Annotated in this window: 5 protein-coding genes; 2 read left to right on the forward strand and 3 right to left on the reverse strand. The window is 65.9% G+C overall.

Going from position 1 to position 25,822, the window contains the following annotated elements; translation table 11 throughout:
* The 3 genes from cyoA to hmpA form a co-directional block, all read right to left on the reverse strand.
* On the reverse strand, positions 1 to 945 hold the full coding sequence (cyoA, locus tag PP4_RS22500) for a ubiquinol oxidase subunit II (protein ID WP_016501430.1): 945 nt from the start codon (positions 943 to 945) through the stop codon (positions 1 to 3).
* Between the two features lie 559 nt (positions 946 to 1,504).
* Complete coding sequence (locus tag PP4_RS22505; protein WP_016501431.1) at positions 1,505 to 2,011, reverse strand: disulfide bond formation protein B; 507 nt, start codon at positions 2,009 to 2,011, stop codon at positions 1,505 to 1,507.
* A gap of 449 nt (positions 2,012 to 2,460) precedes the next feature.
* Entirely contained in the window at positions 2,461 to 3,639 is a 1,179-nt protein-coding gene (gene hmpA, locus PP4_RS22510; protein ID WP_016501432.1) for an NO-inducible flavohemoprotein, read from the reverse strand.
* 154 nt (positions 3,640 to 3,793) lie between these two features.
* Here hmpA and norR point away from each other — a divergent pair, with 154 nt between their 5' ends.
* On the forward strand, positions 3,794 to 5,350 hold the full coding sequence (gene norR, locus PP4_RS22515) for a nitric oxide reductase transcriptional regulator NorR (RefSeq protein ID WP_016501433.1): 1,557 nt from the start codon (positions 3,794 to 3,796) through the stop codon (positions 5,348 to 5,350).
* Between the two features lie 190 nt (positions 5,351 to 5,540).
* Positions 5,541 to 25,760 (forward strand): BapA/Bap/LapF family large adhesin, encoded by a 20,220-nt coding sequence (locus PP4_RS22520; protein ID WP_016501434.1) that lies wholly within the window; start codon positions 5,541 to 5,543, stop codon positions 25,758 to 25,760.
* The last annotated feature ends 62 nt before the right edge of the window (positions 25,761 to 25,822 follow it).

Consider the following 25,822-nt stretch of genomic DNA (forward strand, 5'->3'; position numbering starts at 1 on the left):
TTACTCCTCTGCACCGGCAGCTGGTTGCATACTCGATTCCACACCCTTGGTTGTGGCCAGATCTTTGCTGCCTGCTTCTTCGTGGACCGGCTTGCCGCGGTTCATGCCTTCGTACTTGTCGACGATGGACTGGAACAGCTCTGCTGGCGCCTCGCTGTACAGCGCGACTGGGTTGTATTCGCTAGGCTTGGCCAGAGCTTCGTACTCGGCTTTGCCCAGTTTCAACGGCGACTGCTTGACCTCGGCGACCCATGCATCGAAGTCGGCCTGGGAAGTGGCAGTAGCCTTGAATTTCATGCCGGTGAAACCAGCACCGCTGTAGTTGGCGCTGATACCGTCAAACACACCGTTTTCGTTGGCGATCAGGTGCAGTTTGGTGGTCATGCCGGCCATGGCGTAGATCTGGCCACCCAGGCCCGGGATGAAGAACGAGTTCATCACGGCGTCGGAGGTGACACGGAAGTTCACCGGGGTATTAGCCGGGAAGTTGATCTTGTTGACGGTGGCAATGCCCTGTTCCGGGTAGATGAACAGCCACTTCCAGTCCAGTGCGACCACGTCGATCTGAATCGGCTTCACGTCCGAGTCCAGCGGACGGTAAGGGTCCAGCTTGTGGGTGGAGTGGTAGGTGACGTAACCCAGGGCGATGATGATCAGGATCGGGATGATCCACACCGCAGCCTCGATCTTGGTCGAGTGCGACCAGTCAGGGGTATAGGTGGCTGCCTTGTTGGAAGCACGGTACTTCCAGGCGAACGCCAGGGTCATGATGATCACAGGAATGACCACCAGCAGCATCAGGCCGGTAGCGATCAGGATCAGGTTCTTTTGCTCAATGCCGACCTGGCCCTTCGGGTCGAGCAGGGTCCAGTTGCACCCACTGAGTAAAAGCATGCCTAAAAAGGGCAATATGCCAAACAGTCTGGGGTAACGCTTTTTACTCATCTCACGACCTCTAGATCAGCTTGCTTCAATGCAATTTGTGTTTTGGTAGCCAACACTTCGTCCTGCCAAGTGAGGCATTTTGCGCCCGTACTCGCTCCTGCCTGGGGTCCGACTGCAGGACCTTGGCTTCAAGCGTGTTAGCGGTGCTTATGGTTTCGTAGGCAACAGGCCTGTACTTCAGACCAAGTCCATTTGGTGCGGGAAAACGCGGAGGGGGGTCCGCCCGGTATCGCCGTTGGGCGAAACTTGACGAAGTCAGCAAAAAGGAGCGCTGGGGCTTCCTTCAATCCTGCGACTCGCAAGCAGTGCCGAACGGAAATTGGGGGCGATTGTAGTGAGGTCGCCAACCCTTGACTATGACTTATTGAGCAACAGTCTTTTACAGAATGCGTAACAATGCTGCTCGATAATTCAACTTCGCGACAGTTTGTCGCACCCCGCTTGCTAGGCCTCAAAGCCGCATTCTGCAAGGCTTCGTGGTTGATCTGGATCAAGCGGTGAGCGACTTTTCCCTCTTCTCATGCGGTGTAAAAGACCACATGCAATTCAGGACTTTTGTCTAAGCCTGGCGTCGGTTGCGGTAGATCCCGAGCGGAACCAGGATGGCGGTCAGCACGAACGCCACGAGCGCCCATTGCGCCAGCGACAAGCCGAGAAGCGGCGGGTACGGCGTGCTGCAGAAGCCGTCGACCTGGAATGCCAGCGGCCAGAGTTTGGCCAGAGGCAGGTCGTCAACGATCGGCTGGAGGGTATCGATGCCACAGCTGACCATGGGGTTGGCGAGTATATACACATGGTTGCCGGCCGCAATGATTCCGCCAATTGCGCTTACCACCACCAGTGCCTCGAAGAAGGTCAGGCTGCGGCGCCCGGGCATCGCCGCGGCGATGAAGGCAAATACGGCAATGAACAGCAGCGCGTAACGCTGCAGGATGCACAGCGGGCACGGTGCCTCGCCCAGCACCACTTGCATGTAGAGGGCGCCGCCGATCAGCGAGAGGCAGATCAGGCCCAACAGCACCAGAAAGCGCCGTTCCCGATTCAGGCGCGATGTTTGTTCGTTCATTGCCGGTTCCTTCGATGGATAGTGGCAGCGTGGTCCGCCTGCCTGAGCGCAAGTCTACACGCTGGGCAGGGCCTTTGAGCGTGCCGAGGAAGCAGCGTGATAGCACTGCGCAGGGCTATCCGGTGTGGCTGAGACCGGCCGCAACAACGTCGGTTCAACGCTGGGCGGCAAAAAAACGGCTGCCCGGGTGCCGCGCAGGGGCAAGCCCCTCGACACCCGGGAGTGAAGGATACCGTGATTAAAGGAGGATTAAAGATGAAAGCTGAGCAGGCGCTTTTCATCTCTCCTTATATATAGGCAGGAAGGAGTACTGTGACTGGGATACACATTTGTGCCTGTACCGGCCCCTTCGCGGGCCTGCCCGCACCCACAGGTACCCACAGCATCTGAAACTGTTGAGTAGCTGTGGGAGCGGGCAGGCCCGCGAAGGGGCCGGTACAGGCGTGACATCACTCCAGGGCAGCCGCCGGCCCGAAGAACTCGTAGCGGCTCTGCTGCTCCGGCACACCCAGGCCCTTCAACTGGCGCTTCACCGCCGCCATGAAGGCCTTGGGCCCAAGGAAGTAGGCATCCACATCACGCTCCGGCGGCAGCCACTCGGCCAGCAGGTCCTCGCTCAGCAGGCCGATGGCATCGGCCTCAGCGCCACCCGCAGCCTCGGCATAGCAGTAGAAGCGCTTGAGCTGCGGATGACGCGCCGCCAGGCCATCGACCCAGTCACGGAAGGCATGCACCGCACCGTTACGCGCGCAGTGAATGAAATGCACCTCGCGCCGGGTCTGCAGCGCTGCCTGCAACATCGCCAGGGTCGGCGTGATGCCCACGCCCCCGCTGATCAGCACCAGCGGCTTGTCGCTGGCAGCCAGGGTAAAGTCACCCGCAGGCGGGAACAGTTGCAGGGTATCGCCCACCACCAGCTCATCGTGCAGGTAATTGGAAACCTTGCCGCCCGCCTCGCGCTTGACGCTGATGCGGTACTCCTTGCCATCGCACAGCGCCGACAGGGAATAGTTGCGGCGCTGCTCAGCACCGTCGATGTCCAGCTTCAGGCCGATGTACTGGCCTGGCTCGGCCTTGAGCACCGGCTTGCCGTCTACCGGGGCAAAGTAGAACGAGACGATCTCGCTGCTTTCCTGCTCGCGACGTACCAGGCGGAATTCGCGGGTACCGCGCCAGCCGCCCTCGGCGTCTTCCTTCTGTTTATAAAGGTTTTCTTCAGCACCAATCAGGATGTCGGCCAGCTGGCCATAGGCCGCGGCCCAGGCATCGATCACCGCAGGTGTGGCGATTTCCTTGCCCAGCACTTCCTCGATGGCGCGCAGCAGGCAGCTGCCAACGATCGGGTAGTGCTCCGGCAGAATCTGCAGGGCAACATGCTTGTTGATGATCTGCCCCACCAGGCCGCCCAGTTGCTCGAGCTGATCGATGTGGCGGGCATACATCAGCACGCCGTTGGCCAAGGCCCGCGGCTGGTCACCACTGGCCTGGTGGGCCTGGTTGAACAGTGGACGGACCTCGGGATACTCGTTGAGCATCATCTTGTAGAAGTGGGTGGTCAGCGCTTCGCCGCCGCTTTCCAGCAGGGGTACAGTGGCCTTGATGATTGCACGTTGTTCGGCATTGAGCATTGCGACAACTCCTGAGCCTGTGGCTTCAAATGACTGCCCTAGCCATTTCAGCAATCGTGCCAACTTTTATCGCCAGCAAAATCAGGGGCTTGACACAAGTCATGTCAAAACGACTCACCCCGGCGTATAGTCATAACGACCCACTGGAGTCTTTATGACCACAAAGCCATTGCTCACCGCCTTGCTGCCCCTGGTCAGCGACCTGTCCCGCGATTTGCCCGACCAGGAGCGCTATCGGCGCCTGCTGCAGGCCATGCGCGGCCTGCTGCCTTGCGATGCCGCCGCGCTCCTGCGCCTGGATGGTGAATGGCTGGTACCGCTGGCAGTGGATGGCCTGAGCCCCGACACCCTCGGCCGGCGCTTCCGGGTCAGCGAGCACCCACGGTTCCAGGTCTTGCTCAGCCGCCCGGAGCCCACCCGTTTTGCCAGCGACTCCGAACTGCCCGACCCCTACGATGGCCTGGTCAATGCCCCGGATGCCGACCTTGAAGTGCACGACTGCATGGGTTGCCCGTTGATGGTCGATGAGCGCCCTTGGGGCCTGGTCACCCTCGACGCCCTCACCCCCGGGCAGTTCCAGAGCCTGGAACTGGATGCCCTGCAGGCCTTCGCCAGCCTGGCCGCCGCCACCGTTACCGTGGCCGAGCGCATCGAGCACCTGGCCCTGCGCGCCGAGGACGAACACCACCGCGCCGAGATCTACCGCCAGGCCAGCGGCCAGGATAAAGAACTGATTGGCCAGAGCCCGGCGCACAAGCGCCTGGTAGAGGAGATCCGCCTGGTCGGTGGCAGCGACCTGACCGTGCTGATCACCGGCGAAACCGGGGTCGGCAAGGAGCTGGTGGCCCTTGCCCTGCACCAGGCCAGCAGCCGCGCAGACAAGCCGCTGGTCAGCCTGAACTGCGCCGCCCTGCCCGACACGCTGGTAGAAAGCGAACTGTTCGGCCATGTACGCGGTGCCTTTACCGGTGCGCACGGCGAGCGCCGCGGCAAGTTCGAACTGGCCAACGGCGGCACGCTGTTCCTCGACGAAGTGGGTGAATTGCCACTCACCGTACAGGCCAAGCTGCTGCGTGTGCTGCAAAGCGGCCAGTTGCAACGCCTGGGCTCGGACCGCGAGCACCGCGTGGACGTGCGCCTGATTGCCGCCACCAACCGTGACCTGGCAGCAGAAGTGCGCAACGGCAACTTCCGCGCCGACTTCTATCACCGCCTCAGCGTGTACCCGCTGCACGTGCCGCCCTTGCGCGAACGTGGTCGAGATGTACTGCTGTTGGCTGGCTACTTCCTCGAACAGAACCGTTCGCGCCTGGGCCTGAACAGCCTGCGACTGAGCCACGACGCCCAAGCCGCGCTGCTGGCCTACGACTGGCCAGGCAACGTGCGCGAACTGGAACACCTGATCGGCCGCTCGGCCCTCAAGGCACTGGGCCAACACCCCGATCGGCCACGCATCCTCACACTCGAAGCAATCGACCTGGACCTGCGCGTGTCCTCGGCAACACCGGGGTCCCTGCCCTCCCCCGCAGCCCCGCTCCAGGTGGCAGCATTACCTGAAGGCGGCCTGCGCGAAGCGGTCGACCTCTACCAACGCCAGGTGATCGAAGCCTGCCTGCAACGCCACCAGGACAACTGGGCGGCAGCCGCGCGCGAGCTGGGCCTGGACCGCGCAAACTTGAGCCGATTGGCCCGCCGGCTGGGGCTTCGCTGAGGTTTACCTACAAAAGGATTAACCCAGAAAGCCTCTGGTTGCTTCCTGCCCGACTGCTATATCTCCCTAACCACCCAAATCTCGACTGCCTGGTCGAGGCTGCGCGTAACACCCCGGCAAGGGCTCTGTTATGGCGGTTGTGGCCCGAACGTTTCGGGCTGGGGGATCCGGATACCAGCAGGGAGCATCCATGGACAACATCGTCATCGCCGACAAGCAATCCGAAGTCGCCACTCAGAGCGCCTGGGGCAATATCAATCTCAAAGCACCAGGCGTCGTGCAGATGCCGGTATCTCCCGACAAAGTAGCCACCGTAACCCAACGCAGGCAGGACCTGATAATCACCCTGAAGTCGGGTGAGAAAGTCACCGTCGGCAACTTCTTCGCGGTGGACCAGGCCGGTGTCGGCAGCGACATTGTCTTCGTCGGCGAAGACGGCACCCTGTGGCACGCCCAGTACGATGCGGCAGCGTTCACTGGCTTTACCTTCGAAGACGTGGCCTCGCTGGACGAACTGGTCGCGGGTATCGGCACCGCCGGTAGCGCCATGCCGACGTGGGCGATTGCCGGGCTCAGCCTGCTCGGTGTCGGTGGCGCAGCAGCTGCAGCCGGCAGCGGCGGTGGCGGAAGCAGCGGTGGCGGCTCGGACCCCGATACCACTGCCCCGGCCACGCCCATCGACCTGCTGGTGTCGCCGGATGGCCTGCGCCTGACCGGCCGGGGTGAAGCGGGCAGCACGGTGAATATCCGTGATGCCGCCGGCAACCTGATCGGCAGCGGCACCGTGGGTGCCGACGGCAGCTTCAACGTGACGTTGAACCCACCACAGATCAACAGCGAGAACCTTGAAGTCACCTTGACCGATGGTGCCGGTAATGTCTCGGCACCAGGCACCGTCACCGCCCCGGATGCAACCGCACCACTGGCACCGACCGACCTCGCCATCAACGAACAGGGCACCACCCTTACCGGGCGTGCCGAACCTGGCTCGACGGTTTCCGTACGCGGCACTGGCGGCGTAGTGCTGGGCACTGCGGTAGCGGGTGCTGACGGCCAGTTCAGCATCACCCTGCAACCGCCACAAACCGACGGCCAGGCCCTGGAAGTCAGCGCCGCGGACGCAGCCGGCAATACTTCGCCAGCTGCAAGCATCACGGCACCGGACGTCGACAACCCTGACACCAGCGCCCCAGACCAGCCAACCGACCTGGCCCTGGCGAATGGCGTAACCCTCACCGGTCGCGGCGAACCCGGCGCCACCGTGCAGGTGCGCGATGCTGCCGGCAACCTCATCGGCAGCGGCTTGGTCAACGCTGACGGTACCTTCAGCCTCGCCCTCTCGCCTGCCCAGGCCAACGGCGAAGCCCTGGACATTCGCCAGGTCGATGCCGCGGGCAATAGCTCGATACCACTGGAATTCACCGCCCCGGACATCACCCCGCCTGATGCCGTCACCGACATTCTGGTCGGCCCGGGAGGCACGGCCCTGAGCGGGCGTGGCGAACCTGGCGCCACCGTAGAAGTGCGCGATGCCGACGGCAACGTCATCGGCTCTGGCGTGGTGAGTGCCAACGGTACCTTCCTGATCGACCTCGACCCGGCTGCACAGCAGGGCGAACAGCTGAGCCTGGTACAGACCGACCCAAGCGGCAACACCTCTGTGGCCGTCGAATACGATGTACCACTGACCACTGCACCAGTCAGCCCGAGCAACCTGGCCATCGATGCCGACGGCACTACTCTGACTGGTTCCGCGCCAGCGGGCAGCCGCGTCGAAGTACACGACGCCAACGGCACATTGATCGGCAGCGCCATCGCCAATGCCGACGGCACCTTCAGCATCGAGCTGAGCCCAGCCCAGGCCAACGGCGAACTGCTGGATGTGGTCGCCATTGATGACAGCGGCGTTTCTTCGCTGCCTGCGCAGGTCACCGCGCCGGACATCACCGCACCCGCCGCCCCGACCGAACTGGCCGTCAGCGCTGACGGCAGCGTCCTGACTGGCCGCGCCGAACCGGGCAGCACCGTGCGTATTCTGGCCGCCGACGGCACCGAACTGGGCACGGCCGTGGTCGGTCCGACCGGTGTATTCAGCATCAACCTTGCTCCGCCACAGGTAGACGGTGAAGTCTTGCAGGCCACTGCGACGGATGCCGCTGGCAACACGTCCGTGGCCAGCTCGGTCACTGCACCGGATATCGACGGCGTGGATACCACGCCGCCTGAAGCCCCGACCAATCTGGTAATCGGCTTGGCCGGCAGCCAACTGAGCGGCCGTGGCGAAGCCGGCACCACCGTGCAGGTGCGTGACGCCGCAGGCAACATCCTCGCGACGGGTACCGTTGGCGCGGATGGCACCTTCGTCATCGCCCTGGCCCCTGCCGTCACTGACGGCAGCACCCTGCAAGTCACCCTGACCGACGCCGCCGGTAACGTGTCGCAACCGGGCTCGGTCACCTCTGCTGACCTGCTGCCGCCTGCCCAACCGACTGAACTGGCCCTGGCCGACGGCGTGACCTTCACCGGTCGCGGCGAGCCGGGCGCCACCGTCCAGGTGCGTGATGCCGCAGGCACTCTCATCGGCACTGGCACTGTTGGCGCCGATGGCCTGTTCAGCTTGACCCTGAACCCTGCGCAGGCCAATGGCGAAGCCTTGGACGTGCGTCTGGTGGATGCCGCAGGCAACACCTCGGCGCCGCTGCAGTTCGATGCCCCGGATATCACGCCACCTGGCGCAGTAAGCAATATCGTGGTCGGCGCTGATGGACTGGCCCTGAGTGGCCGTGGCGAACCGGGTGCCACCGTCGAAGTGCGCGATGCCGACGGTAACGTCATCGGTACCGGCGTAGTCGGTGCCAACGGCACCTTCCTCATCGACCTGAATCCAGCCGCGCAACCCGGCGAGCAACTGAGCCTGGTGCAAACCGACCCAAGCGGCAACGCCTCCGAGGCCCTCGAATACGACGTACCGCTGACCACTGCACCGGTCAGCCCGAGCAACCTGGCCATCGATGCGGACGGCACCACCCTCACCGGTTCCGCCCCGGCGGGTACTCGCGTGGAGGTGCATGACGCCAACGGCACTTTGATCGGCAGCGCCATCGCCAATGCCGACGGCACCTTCAGCATCGAGCTGAACCCGGCCCAGGCCAACGGCGAACTGCTGGATGTGGTCGCCATCGATGACAGCGGCGTATCCTCGCTGCCGGCACAAATCACCGCTCCGGATATCACTGCGCCTGCCGCCCCGACCGAACTGGCCGTCAGCGCGGACGGTAGCGTCATCACCGGCCGTGCCGAACCCGGCAGCACCGTGCGTATCGTTGCCGCCGATGGCGCCGAACTGGGCACGGCCGTGGTCGGCCCGACCGGCGTGTTCAGCATCAACCTCGCGCCACCACAAGTCGATGGCGAAGTGCTGCAAGCCACTGCATCCGATGCCGCCGGCAATACGTCCGTAGCCAGCTCGGTCACTGCACCGGACATTGACGGCGTGGATACCACGCCGCCTGAAGCCCCGACCAACCTGGTAATAGGCCTGGCCGGCAGCCAACTGAGCGGCCGTGGCGAACCCGGCACCACCGTGCAGGTGCGTGACGCCGCAGGCAACATCCTCGCGACGGGTACCGTTGGCGCGGATGGCACCTTCGTCATCGCCCTGGCCCCTGCCGTGAACGACGGCAGCACCCTGCAAGTCACCCTGACCGATGCCGCCGGTAATGTTTCCCAGCCGGGCTCGGTGACCTCAGCCGACCTGCTGCCGCCTGCTCAACCGACTGAACTGGCCCTGGCCGACGGCGTGACCTTCACCGGTCGCGGCGAGCCGGGCGCCACCGTCCAGGTGCGTGATGCCGCAGGCACTCTCATCGGCACTGGCACTGTTGGCGCCGATGGCTTGTTCAGCTTGACCCTGAACCCTGCTCAGGCCAACGGCGAAGCACTGGACGTACGCCTGGTGGACGCGGCCGGCAACACGTCTGCGCCGCTGCAGTTCGATGCCCCGGATATCACGCCACCTGGCGCAGTAAGCAATATCGTGGTCGGCGCTGATGGACTGGCCCTGAATGGCCGTGGCGAACCGGGTGCCACCGTCGAAGTGCGCGATGCCGACGGTAACGTCATCGGTACCGGCGTAGTCGGTGCCAACGGCACCTTCCTCATCGACCTGAATCCAGCCGCGCAACCCGGCGAGCAACTGAGCCTGGTGCAAACCGACCCAAGCGGCAACGCCTCCGTGGCCCTCGAATACGACGTACCGCTGACCACTGCACCGGTCAGCCCGAGCAACCTGGCCATCGATGCCGACGGCACCACCCTCACCGGTTCCGCCCCGGCGGGTACTCGCGTGGAGGTGCATGACGCCAACGGCACTTTGATCGGCAGCGCCATCGCCAATGCCGACGGCACCTTCAGCATCGAGCTGAGCCCAGCCCAGGCCAACGGCGAACTGCTGGATGTGGTCGCCATTGATGACAGCGGCGCGTCCTCGCTGCCTGCGCAGGTCACCGCGCCGGATATCACCGCGCCGGCCGCCCCGACCGAACTGGCCGTCAGCGCTGACGGCAGCGTCCTGACTGGCCGTGCCGAACCGGGCAGCACCGTGCGTATTCTGGCCTCCGACGGCACCGAACTGGGCACGGCCGTGGTCAGCCCGACCGGCGTGTTCAGCATCAACCTTGCTCCGCCACAGGTAGACGGTGAAGTCTTGCAGGCCACTGCGACTGATGCCGCCGGCAATACGTCCGTAGCCAGCTCGGTCACTGCACCGGATATCGACGGCGTGGATACCACGCCGCCTGAAGCCCCGACCAATCTGGTAATCGGCTTGGCCGGCAGCCAACTGAGCGGCCGTGGCGAAGCCGGCACCACCGTGCAGGTGCGTGACGCCGCAGGCAACATCCTCGCGACGGGTACCGTTGGCGCCGATGGCACCTTCGTCATCGCTCTGGCCCCTGCCGTGAACGACGGCAGCACCCTGCAAGTCACCCTGACCGATGCCGCCGGTAATGTTTCCCAGCCGGGCTCGGTGACCTCAGCCGACCTGCTGCCGCCTGCCCAACCGACTGAACTGGCCCTGGCCGACGGCGTGACCTTCACCGGTCGCGGTGAAGCGGGCGCTACTGTGCAGGTGCGTGATGCCGGTGGCAACATCATCGGCACCGGCATCGTCGGTGCCGATGGCTTGTTCAGCTTGACCCTGAACCCTGCTCAGGCCAACGGCGAAGCACTGGACGTACGCCTGGTGGACGCCGCAGGCAACACCTCGGCGCCGCTGCAGTTCGATGCCCCGGATATCACGCCACCTGGCGCAGTAAGCAATATCGTGGTCGGCGCTGATGGCCTGGCACTGAGCGGCCGTGGTGAGCCGGGTGCCACCGTCGAAGTGCGCGATGCCGACGGTAACGTCATCGGCTCTGGCGTAGTCGGTGCCAACGGCACCTTCCTCATCGACCTGAATCCAGCCGCGCAACCGGGCGAGCAACTGAGCCTGGTACAGACAGACCCAAGCGGCAACGCCTCGGTGGCCCTGGAGTACGACGTACCGCTGACCACTGCACCAGTCAGCCCGAGCAACCTGACCATCGATGCCGACGGCACCACCCTCACCGGTTCCGCCCCGGCGGGTACTCGCGTGGAGGTGCATGACGCCAACGGCACTTTGATCGGCAGCGCCATCGCCAATGCCGACGGCACCTTCAGCATCGAGCTGAACCCGGCCCAGGCCAACGGCGAACTGCTGGATGTGGTCGCCATCGATGACAGCGGCGTATCCTCGCTGCCGGCACAAATCACCGCTCCGGATATCACTGCGCCTGCCGCCCCGACCGAACTGGCCGTCAGCGCGGACGGTAGCGTCATCACCGGCCGTGCCGAACCCGGCAGCACCGTGCGTATCGTTGCCGCCGATGGCGCCGAACTGGGCACGGCCGTGGTGGGCCCGACCGGGGTGTTCAGCATCAACCTTGCTCCGCCACAAATCGACGGCGAAGTGCTGCAAGCCACGGCAACTGATGCCGCCGGTAACACATCACCCACCAGCGCGGTGACCGCGCCGGACATTGATGGCGTCGACACCACGCCACCCGCAGCCCCGACGGATCTGGTAATCGGCCTGGCCGGTAGCCAGCTGAGCGGGCGCGGCGAACCCGGCACCACCGTACAGGTACGCGATGCAGCAGGTACTGTGCTGGCCACCGGCACTGTCGCTGCCGATGGCAGCTTCGCAATTACCCTTACCCCTGCGGTTACCGACGGCAGCGCGCTGCAAGTCACCCTGACCGACGCCGCTGGCAACGTCTCGCAACCCGGCTCGGTCACCTCGCCGGACCTGCAGGCCCCTGCCCAGCCCACCGAGCTGACCCTGGCTGACGGCGTGACCTTCACCGGTCGCGGCGAACCCGGTGCCACCGTGCAAGTCCGTAATGCCGCCGGCACCGTCGTCGGCACCGGCATCGTCGGTGCCGATGGCCTGTTCAGCATTACCCTTGCGCCCGCCCAGGCCAATGGCGAAGCCCTGGATGTACGCCTGGTGGATACCGCCGGCAACAGCTCTGCCCCGCTGCAGTTCGATGCACCGGACATCACCCCGCCGGCTGCGGTCAGCAACATCGTGGTCGGCAACGACGGCCTGGCCCTGAGTGGTCGCGGCGAAGCCGGCGCCACCGTCGAAGTGCGTGATGCCAACGGCGCCGTGATCGGCACCGGTGTGGTCGCCGCTAACGGCACCTTCCTTATCAACCTCGACCCAGCGGTGCAGCCAGGTGAGCAACTGAGCCTGGTGCAGACCGACCCGAGCGGCAACGCTTCCACAGCGCTGCAGTTCGAAGTGCCGCTGACCACCGCCCCGGCAAGCCCCAGCGACCTGGTGTTCGCCGAAGACGGCAGCAGCATCAGCGGCACGGCACCTGCCGGCACTCGCGTGGAAGTGCATGATGCCAACGGCACGCTGATTGGCAGTGTCGTGGCGGGCCCGGATGGCAGCTTCACCGTGGTCCTCGACCCGGCCCAGGCCAATGGCGAACTGCTGGACGTAGTGGCCATCGACGATGCTGGCGTGTCCTCCCTGCCAACACAGATCACCGCACCGGACATCACCGCACCTGCCGCCCCGAGCGAACTGGCCGTCAACGCTGACGGTACGGTAGTCACCGGCCGTGCCGAACCGGGCAGCACAGTGCGTGTGCTGGCCGCCGATGGCACCACCGTGCTGGGTAGCGTGGTGGTGGGCGCCACGGGCAGCTTCAGCATCACCCTGGACCCGGCACAGGTCGACGGCGAAGTGCTGCAAGTCACCGCCACCGATGCGGCAGGCAACACCTCGACCGCTGGCTCGGTCACCGCGCCAGACATCGACGGGGGCGATACCACGCCACCTGACGCACCGACCAACCTGGTGATCGGCCTCGCCGGCAGCCAGTTGAGCGGGCGTGGCGAGGCCGGCACCACCGTGCAGGTGCGCGATGCCGCAGGCACTGTACTGGCAACCGGGACCGTCGGCCCGGATGGCACCTTCGCGGTAACCTTGTCCCCTGCCGTGAACGACGGCAGCACGTTGCAAGTCACCCTCACCGATACCGCTGGCAACGTCTCGCAACCGGGCTCTGTCGCCTCGCCAGACCTGCAAGCCCCGACACAGCCGACCGAACTGGCCTTGGCCGATGGCGTCACCTTCACTGGCCGCGGCGAACCTGGCGCCACGGTGCAAGTGCGCAATAGCGCCGGTAACGTGATTGGTACCGGCCTGGTCAACGCAGACGGCACCTTCAGCGTCACCCTGTTCCCGGCCCAGGCCAATGGCGAGGCGCTGGACGTGCGGTTGGTGGATACCGCTGGCAACAGCTCTGCACCGCTGCAGTTCGATGCACCGGACATCACCCCGCCGGCTGCTGTCAGCAATGTCGTGGTCGGTACCGGTGGCCTGGTGCTCAGCGGTCGCGGCGAAGCCGGTGCCACCGTCGAAGTGCGTGATGCCCTCGGCACTGTCATCGGCACCGCCACGGTCGGCGCCAACGGCACCTTCGTGGTCAATCTCGACCCGGCGCCCCAACCGGGCGCCGCACTGAGCCTGGTACAGACGGACCCGAGCGGCAATGCGTCCGAAGCCTTGCAGTTCGAGGTGCCCCTGACCCCTGCCCCGGCCAGCCCAAGCGACCTGGTAGTGGCCGCGAATGGCACCAGCATCACGGGTGCTGCACCGGCCGGCAGCCGCGTGGAAGTACGCGATGCCAACGGCAACCTGGTCGGCAGCGTGGTGGTGGGCGCCGAAGGCACCTTCACCGTCATCCTCAACCCGGCCCAGGCCAACGGCGAGCTGCTGGATGTGGTCGCCATCGACGGCACCGGGGCATCGTCCCTGCCGGTGCAGATCAGTGCGCCGGATATCACCGCCCCGACCGCCCCGAGCGAACTCGCGATCAATGCCAACGGGACCGTCGTCACCGGCCGTGCCGAAGCGGGCAGCACCGTGCGTGTGCTGGCCGCCGATGGCACTACCGTGCTGGGCACGGCGGTAGTGGGCGCCACGGGCAGCTTCAGCATCACCCTCAGCCCCGCACAGGTGGACGGTGAAGTGCTGCAAGTCACCGCCACCGACGCCGCCGGCAATGCTTCCAGCGCCGGTAGTGTCACGGCCCCAGACATCGACGGTGTCGATACCACCCCACCCCAGGCCCCGACCAACCTGGTCGTCGGCCTCGCCGGTGGCCAGTTGAGCGGCCGTGGCGAAGCGGGCGCCAGCGTGCAAGTACGCGATGCCCAGGGCAACGTGCTGGCCAACGGTACGGTCAACCCGGATGGCACCTTCCAGATCATCCTGGCCCCGCCGGTGAACGATGGCAGTACCCTGCAAGTGGTGCTGACCGATGCCGCCGGCAATGCCTCCACCCCTGGCACGGTGGCCACCCCAGACCTGCAGGCCCCCGCCCAGCCGACCGGCCTGGACCTGGCCGGCGGCGTTACCTTGACCGGTAGCGGTGAAGCTGGCGCTACCGTGCAGGTGCGCGACGCCTCGGGCAACGTGATCGGCACTGGCGTGGTCAACCCGAACGGCAGCTTCAGCGTGACCCTGTCCCCTGCCCAGGCCAATGGCGAAGTCCTCGACATCCGCCTGGTGGACGCCGCGGGTAATATCTCGACCCCATTGCAGTTCGATGCGCCTGATACCACGCCGCCCGCCGCAGTCAGCAACATCGTGGTCGGTGCAGACGGCCTGACCCTGAGCGGTCGCGGCGAAGCCGGGGCTACCGTCGAGGTACGCGACGTCAATGGCACCGTGATCGGCACGGGCACGGTGACCGCCAACGGCACCTTCCTGCTCGACCTGGACCCGGCCGCGCTGCCGGGCGAGCGCCTGAGCCTGGTGCAGACCGACGCCAGCGGCAATGCCTCCGGGGCCTTGACCTTCGACGTACCGCTGGTGGCCACACCGGCCAGCCCTAGCGACCTGGTAGTCGCTGCGGATGGCACCAGCGTCAGCGGGTCCGCGCCGGTCGGCAGCCGCGTGGAAGTGCATGATGCCAACGGCGCCGTGGTCGGCAGCATCGTGGTGGGTGCCGAGGGCACCTTCACCGTGGTGCTCAACCCGGCCCAGGCCAACGGCCAGTTGCTGGACGTGGTCGCCATCGACAACAACGGGGCTTCGTCACTGCCGGTACAAGTGACCGCGCCGGATATCACCGCACCTGCCGCACCAAGCGAACTCGCTGTCAGCGCCAATGGCAGCGTGGTGACCGGGCGTGCCGAAGCCGGCAGCACCGTGCGCGTGCTGGCAGCCGACGGCACTACCGTGCTGGGAAGCGTCGTGGTGGGTGCCGGCGGTACGTTCAGCATCGGCCTCACCCCGCCACAAGTGGCGGGCGAGCAGTTGCAGGTGACCGCCACCGATACCGCAGGCAACGCCTCCACAGCCGGCACCGTCACTGCACCGATCATTGATAACGGCGGTGATACCACACCGCCAGCGCCTGCCACCCAACTGGTCATCAGCGTCGATGGCCGCACGGTGTCCGGCCGTGGTGAAGCAGGCACCACCGTGGAAGTGCGCAACGATCAGGGCCAGGTGCTGGTAAGCGGCACCGTGCAACCGGATGGCACCTTCAATGTGCAACTGCCAACCCCGGTGGTGGATGGCTCGTCGCTGCAAGTGACCCTGACCGATGCTGCCGGCAACGTCTCTACACCTAGCCCACTGACGGCGCCGGATCAGGTAGCACCGCTGCAACCAGCCGACCTGGTGCTGAGCAATGGCGACAGCCTGGTCGGCACTGCAGAAGGGGGCGCCCGGGTGGAGGTGAAAGATGCCTCGGGCAACCTGATCGGCAGCGCCATTGTAGGGCCAGATGGCAGCTTCAGCCTGACCCTCGACCCGCCACAGGCCAATGGCGAAACCCTGTCCATCACTGTGACCGATGCGGCAGGCAACACCTCGGTGCCGCTGAGCTATGTGGCGCCGGACATCACCGCACCGGCGATCGTCACCGACGTGGTGGCAGGCGATGGCAGCCTGGCCGTGTCTGGCCGCGGTGAGCCCGGTGCCACGGTGGAAGTGCGCGATACCCAAGGTGTCGTGCTTGGTTCTGGCATCGTGGCGCCCAATGGCACCTTCGTGGTTGACCTGGAAGCACCGCTGACCGCAGGTGAGAACATCGTGCTGGTGCAGACCGATGCCGCCGGCAATACCTCGGCAGGGGTCAGTGTGACCGTTGCCGATACCCCGCTGCCCGAAAGCCCGAGCGGCGTGGTGGTTGCCGGCGACGGTTCCAGCGTTTCCGGTACGGCACCGGCCGGTACGCAGGTGCAAGTGCGTGACGCACAGGGCAATGTCCTGGGCAGCGTTGAAGCCGGCCAGGACGGCAGCTTCACCATCGGCCTGAGCCCGGCCCAGGCCAATGGCGAGACCCTGGATGTGGTGGCGGTTGATGGCGCTGGCAACAGCTCGCTGCCGACCCAGATCACCGCCCCCGATATCACCCCGCCCAATGAAGCCAGCGAACTGCAACTGAGTGCCGATGGTGGCCTGCTCACCGGCCGCGGCGAACCGGGCACCACCGTGCAGGTCATCAGCGCCGACGGCACTGTGCTGGGCAACGCCCAGGTCGGTAACGACGGTGTGATCAGCGTGGTCCTGAACCCACCGCAGACCGACGGTCAGGAACTGGACGTGGTGCTGCGCGACGCAGCCGGCAATACTTCGAGCGCCACTATCATGGCGCCCGACACAGACGGCCCACTGCAACCCTCGGGGCTGGCCATCGATACCGCTGGCATTCACCTCACCGGCCAAGGCCAGAACGGTTCCATCGTCACCGTGCGCGACGCCGATGGCAACGTGCTGGGCATCGCCACCGTAGGCGCCGACGGCCGCTTCGATGTCACCCTCAACGCACCGCAGCGCAATGGTGAAAGCCTCACAGTCGAAGCCACTGACAACCTGGGCAACAGCGCAGGGCCCGTAGACTTCACTGCACCCGACTCCACCCCTCCGCAAGTGGTCACCACCCCGGCCATCGATGGCACCGGCACCACGGTCACCGGCAACGGCGAACCGGGCGCCACCGTTACCGTGCGCGGACCGGACGGCAGCGTGCTGGGCAGCACCGTGGTCGGCACTGGCGGCGCATTCGAAATCACCCTCGATACGCCGCAGACCAACGGCCAGGCACTGACCGTGGAGCAACGCGACCCGGCTGGCAACCTGTCAGCGGCGGTCGACTTGCCAGCACCGGATACCCAGGCACCCGATATACCCACCGGCCTGATTCTGGCTGGCGACGGCAGCAGCCTGAGCGGCAGCGGCGAGCCTGGTGCGCAGGTGACCGTGACCGGCACGGGTGGCGCAGTACTGGGTACCGCAACGGTCCAGCCTGACGGTACCTTCCAGGTGACAATCGACCCGCCACAGCTCAATGGCCAGACGCTGTCTGTCACCCAGGCCGACAATACTGGCAACGACTCGCTCGCTGGCACCGTCACTGCACCTGACCTCGAGGCACCGCTGCCGGCACAAGGCCTGGGCCTTGACCCTACCGGCACAGTGCTCAGCGGGCAGGGTGAGGCTGGCAGCACCGTAGAGGTACGCAACGCTGCAGGCGACCTGCTGGGCACCATACCGGTGAATCCGGACGGCACGTTCGAAGTGACACTTGCCCCCGCCCAGACCAACGGTGAAGTGTTGTCGGTGGTGCTGATCGATGGCGGCGGCAATGCCTCGCCGTCGGCCACCTTCACCGCTGATGACAGCACTGCGCCCACTGCGCCTGCGGGCCTTTCCATTACCCCGGGCGGCAGCGCCATCCAGGGTACCGGTGAGGCAGGTTCCACGGTAGAAGTGCGGCTTGCCGACGGCACGTTGATAGGCACCATCGTCGTATCGGCAGGTGGCAACTTCACAGTGCCACTGTCGCCCGCCCAACTGGACGGCCAGGCCCTCGATGTGACGCTGATCGACGCCGCCGGCAATACCTCGGAACCCGGCCAGATCTTCGCTCCGGACATCACGCCACCGGCACTGCCCACCGACGTGGTCGTCAATGGCGATGGCACGGCTGTGACTGGTAACGCACCTGGCGCCAGTTCGGTGACCGTGAGCGATGGGGCCGGCAATGTGATCACTGTGCCGGTCAACCCGGACGGCAGTTTCAGCGTGCCGCTGGATACCCCGCAGAACAATGGCCAGACCGTGACCGTGGTGGTGACCGACGCCGCCGGTAACGACTCGGCGCCGGTCTCTGCCACCGCCCCGGACACCACCGACCCACTGCCGGCCACCGGCATTAGCGTGAGCCCGGACGGCGGCACTGTCGGCGGCACTGCCGAACCTGGCAGCACTGTAGAAATCCGCAACCCGGATGACACCGTGCGCGGCACAGTGACCGTAGGGCCGGACGGTACCTTCGTGGTGCCGGTCGACCCGCCGCTCACAACTGGCGAGACCGTGGCTGTGGTGGTGATCGACCCTGCCGGCAATGAGTCACCCGAGGTGCCAGTAGCTGGCCCTACAGGCACGGAAGTTGCCACACCGTCGGCCCTTGCCATCAGCGCCGACGGCTTCCTGCTGACCGGCCAAGGTACGGTCGGCTCGCTGATTACCGTGACTTCCGGGGGCACCACCCTGGGTACCGCCACAGTTGGCAGCGACGGCACCTTCCGTGTGTTCTTCCAGAATGCCCAGCTCAACGCCCAGACCTTGCAGGTCAGTGCCAAGGCTACCGTCGATGGCGAGCCTTCGGTGCCAGCCATCGTCGTGGCCAATGACACCACGGCACCGAACGCGCCGGCCCAGGTCACCCTCAACGCGACCGGCAGCACGCTGACCGGCCAGGGCGAAGTGGGCGCAACCGTGCGCGTGACAGACGCCCAAGGCACGTTGCTGGGGACTGCCACCGTCGGCAGCAATGGCCTGTTCAGCGTCAGCTTCACCCCGGCCGTGGCCAATGGGCAGAACCTGATCGTGACCCAGGCAGACGCTGCCGGTAACGTTTCGCTCGCGGCCACCCTGCAGGCGCCCGACCTGCAAGCACCGCTGGCGGCCAGCAACCTCAGCCTGAACAGCGCGGCTACCGTGCTCAGCGGCCAGGGCGAAGCCGGCGCCACAGTGACCATTCGCGATGCCAGTGGCGCTATCCTGGCCACCGGCACCGTCAACCAGAGCGGCCAGTTCCAGGTCACCCTGCCCAACGCGCAAGTCACCGGCAGCCCGCTGCAGGTCACTCTCAGCGATGCTGCCGGCAACGTCTCCGGGCCGGCCAACCTCGCCACGCCAGACCGCACGCCACCCGCCGCCATCACCAACCCGGCCTTGAGCCAGGACGGCCGGCAGCTGTCCGGCAGCGGTGAAGTGGGCGCTACTGTGCAAGTGCGCAACGCCGCCGGCAGCGTGCTAGGCACCGCCACGGTGGGCGCCGACGGTCGCTTCACGGTGACCTTCGACACCCCGCAAGCCAACGGCCAGGCTATCGGCGTCACGCAAGTGGATGCCGCCGGCAACACTTCGCCAGCAGTCAATGTGACGACCCCGGACCTGACCCCACCCGCGCCGCTGACCAACGTGGCGTTGAACAACAACGGCCTGACCCTGACCGGCCTGGGCGAAGCCGGCGCCACAGTCACCGTACGCGGCCCGGATGGCACCATCATCGGCACCGGCCTGGTGGCGGCCAATGGCAGCTTTACCCTCACACTCAACAGTGCCCAGCTCAACGCCCAGCACCTGAGCGTTACGCAGACGGACGCGGGCAACAACACCTCCCCCGCTGTGGCAGTTACCGCGCCGGACTTCACCCCGCCTGCGGTACCCACCGCACTCGCCCTGTCCGGTACCGGGCTGCAACTGACCGGTAACGCCGAAGCCGGCAGCACCGTGACCGTACGCGATGCCAGCGGCAACGTGCTGGGCACGGCGATAGCCGGCAGCAACGGCACCTTCCAGGTCGCCCTGAACAGTGCCCAGACCAATGGCCAGACCTTGCAGGTGACCGCCACCGACGCAGCCGGCAACGTGTCGCCGACCGCGCCTTACACCGCAGCCGACACCACGCCGCCAGCCGCCGTGACCAACCTGGCGGTTTCCGCCAGTGGCGCCACCCTGACAGGTAATGGCGAAGCAGGCGCAACCGTGACCGTGCGGGCACCTGACGGTACCGTGCTGGGCACCGCCACAGTGGCAGCCGACGGCCACTTCAGCGTGCCCCTGTCGCCGGCGGCGATCACGGGTGAAAGCCTGAACGTGGTCCAGGCCGATGCCGCACAGAACGTCTCCCCTGGGCAAAGCGTCACTGCGCCGGGTGTTCTGGCACCGGCTACACCGGACAACCTGGTACTGGCCGCCGACGGCCTGTCGGTGACCGGCACGGCCGACGCGGGCAGCACAGTCAAGGTGTATGGCCCCAACGGCGTATTGCTGGGCAGCAGCCCGGTCGCCAACGACGGTACCTTCACTGTCAACCTGGGCAGTGCACAGGCCAATGGTGAAGTGCTGCAGGTCAGCGCAACGGGCACCGATGGCACCGTATCGCTGCCTGCCACCTTGCAGGCACCGGACACCACGGCACCGCAACCACTGACCAACCTGGTGCTGTCCAACGACGGCCTTGTCCTCAGTGGCCGCGGCGAGGCAGGTGCCACCGTTACCGTGCTTGGCGAAGGCGGTATCGAGCTGGGTACTGCCGTGGTCGATGCCAGCGGCAACTTCAGCGTCAACCTGGGCGCCGCACAGATCAACGGCGAACAGCTCAGCGCCAGCCAGTCCGATGTGGCCGGCAACGAGTCCAACAGCGTCAGCCTGATCGCCCCTGACCGCGTCGCCCCGGATGCTGCCGGCAACCTGGCCTTCACCGGGGGTGGCAGCCTGCTCGATGGTACCGGCGAAGCAGGTGCCGCCGTGCGGGTGCTCGCCGCCGATGGTTCGGTGCTGGGCAGTGCAACGGTGCGCGCCGACGGCACCTTCCAGGTCAACCTCGCATCGCCTCAGGCCAACGGCCAGCAAGTGCAAGTGGTACTGACCGACGCGGCTGGCAACCAGTCTGCCGCCAGCGCCATCACCGCACCCGACACCACGCCGCCAACGGCACCTGCCGAACTGGCCGTTTCCGGGGATGGCGTCACCCTCACCGGCCGTGGCGAAGCAGGCGCGCTGGTGACCGTGACCAACCCGGCCGGCGACGAAATCGGCAGCGCCATCGTCGATGCCAGCGGCCACTTCACCATCACCCTGAACCCGGCACTGGGCAACGCCGAGCTGCTCAGCTTCACCCAGGCCGATGCGGCCGGCAACGTGTCGGCAGTGGCAACCCTGCAAACCCCGGACTTCACCCCGCCAGCACCGCTCACCCAGGTGGTGATCAACGCCGACGGCAGTGTGGTCAGCGGCCAAGGCGAAGCCGGCGCGACGGTAATCGTGAGCAACGCCGCCGGTACCGTACTGGGCACAGGTACCGTGCTTGCCGACGGTAGCTTCCGCGTCGAACTGTCACCCGCGCAAATCAACAACCAGTTGCTGTCGGTGCTGCAGGCCGACCCACCCGGCAACGTCAGCCTGCCGGTCAGCGTACTGGCGCCGGACCACACGCCACCTGCGGCGGCAACCGAGCTGCGGCTCAATGCGGCTGGCGACGAGCTGGGCGGGGTCGGCGAAGTGGGCGCCACCGTGCGCGTCTTCGTCGGTACCACGCAGATCGGTACCGGCACAGTGGGCGCCGACGGCACCTTCATCGTCGAGCTTGATGGCGCGCAGCTCAACGGCCAGGTGCTGCAGGTAACCCTGACCGATGCAGCCGGCAACATCTCGCCAATCAGTTCGGTCACGGCGGTTGACACCACGCCACCGGCCACCGTGATCGCCACCATCAACGACAGCGGTACCCAGGTGATCGGTACTGCCGAAGCCGGCACGCGTGTCACCGTGGTCAACAACAACGGCGACCTGCTGGGCCAGGTGACGGTCGACCCGGACGGCACTTTTGTCCTCAACCTGAACAACCCGCAGATCAACGGCGAAGTCCTCACCGTCATCGCCCAGGACACCACCGGCAACCCGTCGGCGCCCCTGCAGGTGAACGCGCCAGACCTCACGGCGCCAGTGCAACCCGATAACCTGTTGCTCAACCCGGCAGGCACGTCGATGACCGGTACGGCAGAAGCCGGCACCACCATCACGGTGCGTGACCCGAACAACAACGTCGTAGGCACCGTGGAAGTGGGTGCAAACGGCCAGTTCACCGTGCCGATCAACCCGCCGCAGAACAACGGCCAGTTACTCACGGTGGTGTCCACGGACGATGCGGGCAACGCCTCGGTGGTTGTGCCCTATCAGACCAACGACACTTCACCGCCTGGGCTGGTCACCGACATGGCCATCAACAACACGTTCGATGTGCTGACCGGCAAGGGCGAGCCTAATGCCACCGTCACCATCAGCCGCGGCGGATCGGTGATCGGCACTGGCACGGTAGATGCCGCGGGTAACTTCCAGATAACGCTGGTGCCGGCGGCGGGCTCGCTCGCAACCTTGGCAGTGACGCAATCCGACGGCATCAATACCTCTGCGGTCGCCACGTACATCACACCACTGATCGCGCCGCCAGTGCCCCCCACCAACGTGACGCTGGGCAGCGACGGGCTGACCTTGGCCGGTAATGCGCCTAGCGGCGTGGGCATCCGCGTCTACGATGCCGCAGGCAACCTGATCGGCACAGGCGGCGCTACCCTGAACGGCACCTTTACCCTGACGCTGAACACAGCGCAGCTCAACGGCCAGCATATTTCGGTTACTGCTGTAGCACTGGTGGGCGGCGAATCGCAGCCGACCTTCCTGCAAGCCGCCGACATCACGCCACCGGCCAACCCACTGGTGACCGGGCTGTCTCTGAACGGCCTGGTGCTGACCGGCACCGGTGAAGCAGGGGCGACGGTGACCGTGCGCGACGCCAGCAACAACGTGCTCGGCACGGCGGTGGTAAATGGCGGTGGCGTGTTCACCGTCAACCTGAACGCCGCACAGCTCAACGGCCAGGTACTGGGCGTGAGCCAGGCCGATGCTGCGGGCAATGTGTCCGGCAGTACCAGCTACACCGCCACAGACGTGCAACCGCCTGCAACACCGACCAACGTCACCATCAACGGCGCGGGCACGGTGCTCACCGGTAACGGTGAAGCGGGCGCCACCGTTACGGTCCAAGGCCCCAACGGCCAGGTCGGTACCGGTGTGGTGCAAGCCAATGGCACCTTCACCATCACACTGACCTCGCCACAGAACGACGGGCAACTGCTGGTGGTGCGCCAGGCCGATGCTGCGGGCAACTTGTCCGGTAGCACCAGCGTGACCGCACCGGATACCACCCCGCCAGCCGCCCCGCTGGCCACCATCAACGCCAACGGCACCTCGGTCAGCGGTTCTGGCCAGATCGGCAGCACGGTCACCGTGCGCAACAGCGCCGGCACCGTGCTGGGGACTGCAACGGTGGGCAGCAACGGCCTGTTCGTGGTCAGCCTGACTGCGGCGCAGATCGACAACCAGGCGCTCAGCGTCACCCTCACCGACAGCGCCGGCAACGTCTCCACCGGCACTGGGCTGACCGCACCAGACCTGACCCCGCCTGCGGCTGCCGGCAACCTGCTGATAAGTGCCGACGGCGGTACCCTGACCGGTACTGGCGAAGTGGGTGCCACCGTAACCGTACGCAGCGCCAGCGGTACCGTACTGCAAACCACGACGGTGCGGCCGAACGGCACCTTTACCGTGACCCTGAGCCCGCCTCAGGACAACGGCCAGATCCTCTCGGTGACCCTCAGTGACCCGCGCGGCAACGTGTCGGGCAACGTCAACGTCACCGCGCCGGATGTGGATGCCAACGCGCCAGTCATCGCCAGCGACAACCTGGCCACGGCCACGGTCAACCTGGCAGCGGTCAGTGCCACCAAGACCTACACCGACAGCTTCACCACGCTGCTATCGGGCTTCTCCAAGACCTACACCTGGACGGTGGCGGCAGGCACCACGGCCGACCCGACCCTCACACTGACCACCAACAGCGTGCTGGCGCTGCTCAACAACACCAGCTTCACCCTGCAGGTAAAAGACGCCAGCGGCGCCTGGGTGACCATCGCCACCGGCAACACGCAGGGCCTACTGGACCTGATCGTGCTGCCGATCGGCTTGCAGGTGGACATTGGCGTGCTGCAAGCCGGTGACTACCGGCTGACCGTGGGCAGTGGCGGCATCGGCCTGGTGACCAACGTGAGCACCTCGCTGGACATCACCTCCACCAGCCTGACCCAGTTCACCGGCACCGGCACGGCCACCTCGGGCAACGTCATCACCGACGTGGGCACCGATGGCGCGGTGGATGCCCGTGGCCCGGACAGCGCCGCCGTGCTGCAAGTGCTGAAAAACGGCAGCTATGTCTCGGCCGGTACTTCGACCACGGTCCAGGGCCAGTACGGCACCCTGGTGATCAGTGCCGATGGCAGTTACACCTACACGCCTAACGGCAGCCCGAACAGTGTCGGCAAGGTGGACGTGTTCAGCTACCAGCTGGTGCACCCGAACGGCTTGTCCGATACCGCCAACCTGTACGTGCGCATCGACAGCCCGCAAGCCACGGAGGTCTGGAGCAACACCAACTACGCTGCACCGGCCACGGTGGTCGACGCAGTCAACGATGTCGGTACCAGCCACGTCACCCTGGCCAACCGCGTGGACACCAGCAGCAGCACCCTGGGCTCGCTGAGCCTGCCGGTGATCGGTACCCGCCAGGCCACCTACACCACCACGGTTGCCGCCGATACCACGGCCAACCTGCAGGTGGTGGTCAACTCCACCAACCTGTTGAGCCTGCTCAACGGCACCACCATCGAGCTGCTCAAGCTCAACCCGGCCACCGGCCAGTATGTGCTGGTGCAGTCGGTACCGGGGGGTTCGCTGATCAGCCTGCTGGGTGGCGGCGCGGGGTATACCTTCCAGAACCAGGGGGCTGGCACCTACCACGTGCGTGTCACCGCCGGCGGCATCGGCCTGCTCAGTTCCATCACCACCAGCCTCAACGCCACCACCACGCACCTGACCGAGTTCGTGGTCAGCGGCGCGACGGCAGCCACCGGCAACCTGCTGAGTGACGACAACGTCGGTTCGGCACTGACCGTGCTGAGCGTACTGACAGCGGCCAACACCTACACCATCCCGGGCTACAACGGGGTGAGCGTGGCCGGCACCTACGGCACGCTGCTGGTGCATGCCGACGGCAGCTACACCTACACCCTCAACCCGGGGCTTACCTCGGCGGTGGTCGGCCAGCACGACACCTTCACCTACGAGCTGACCCACCCGAACGGCACCACCGACACGGCAACGCTGACCGTCAACCTCGACAATGCTGCCGGCCTCACCACCTTCACTTCGCTGCAGGCCGACACCGGTGACGAGGCAGTAGCGCTGGCCAGCCTGGCAGCCGCCACCGATGTGATCGCCGGTACCGACGGCAACGACCACCTCGATGGCAGCCAGGGTGGCCACATCACCCTGCAGGGTGGTGCGGGTAATGACACGCTGGTGGTGGTCGACCAGAACTTCGCCAGCGTCGAGGGCGGCACCGGTACAGACACCCTGCTGTGGGGCGGCGGCGATGCCAGCATCGACCTGGGCAACCTGGCCGGGCGCGTGCACGACATCGAAGTCATCGACCTCAACGACACCAGTTCGGTGGCGCTGACGCTCAACCTGGCGGACGTGGTGGCAATCACCGAAACCGGCACCGACACACTCATCATCAAAGGGGACGACAAAGACTCGGTTCACATGACGGACAACTGGACGCTGGTCGGGAACCAAACTGCCGACGGTATCGACTATAACCAATACACGGCCCAGGAGGATCCAAGCCATCACCTGTGGGTGCAGAACGGTATCCATGTGGTCTGAGGCCGCTGCAAACCCGCCGGGCAAATGCCCGGCGGCAAGGACGACCAGCAGTAAGGGAACTA

This window comes from Pseudomonas putida NBRC 14164 (assembly GCF_000412675.1).
GTDB lineage: Bacteria > Pseudomonadota > Gammaproteobacteria > Pseudomonadales > Pseudomonadaceae > Aquipseudomonas > Aquipseudomonas putida.

Excerpts from the sequence above, each read along its gene's own strand:
- cyoA (WP_016501430.1), bottom strand. The coding sequence starts at position 945 with ATGAGTAAAAAGCGTTACCCCAGACTGTTTGGCATATTGCCCTTTTTA.
- PP4_RS22505 (WP_016501431.1), bottom strand. The coding sequence starts at position 2,011 with ATGAACGAACAAACATCGCGCCTGAATCGGGAACGGCGCTTTCTGGTG.
- hmpA (WP_016501432.1), bottom strand. The coding sequence starts at position 3,639 with ATGCTCAATGCCGAACAACGTGCAATCATCAAGGCCACTGTACCCCTG.
- norR (WP_016501433.1), top strand. The coding sequence starts at position 3,794 with ATGACCACAAAGCCATTGCTCACCGCCTTGCTGCCCCTGGTCAGCGAC.
- PP4_RS22520 (WP_016501434.1), top strand. The coding sequence starts at position 5,541 with ATGGACAACATCGTCATCGCCGACAAGCAATCCGAAGTCGCCACTCAG.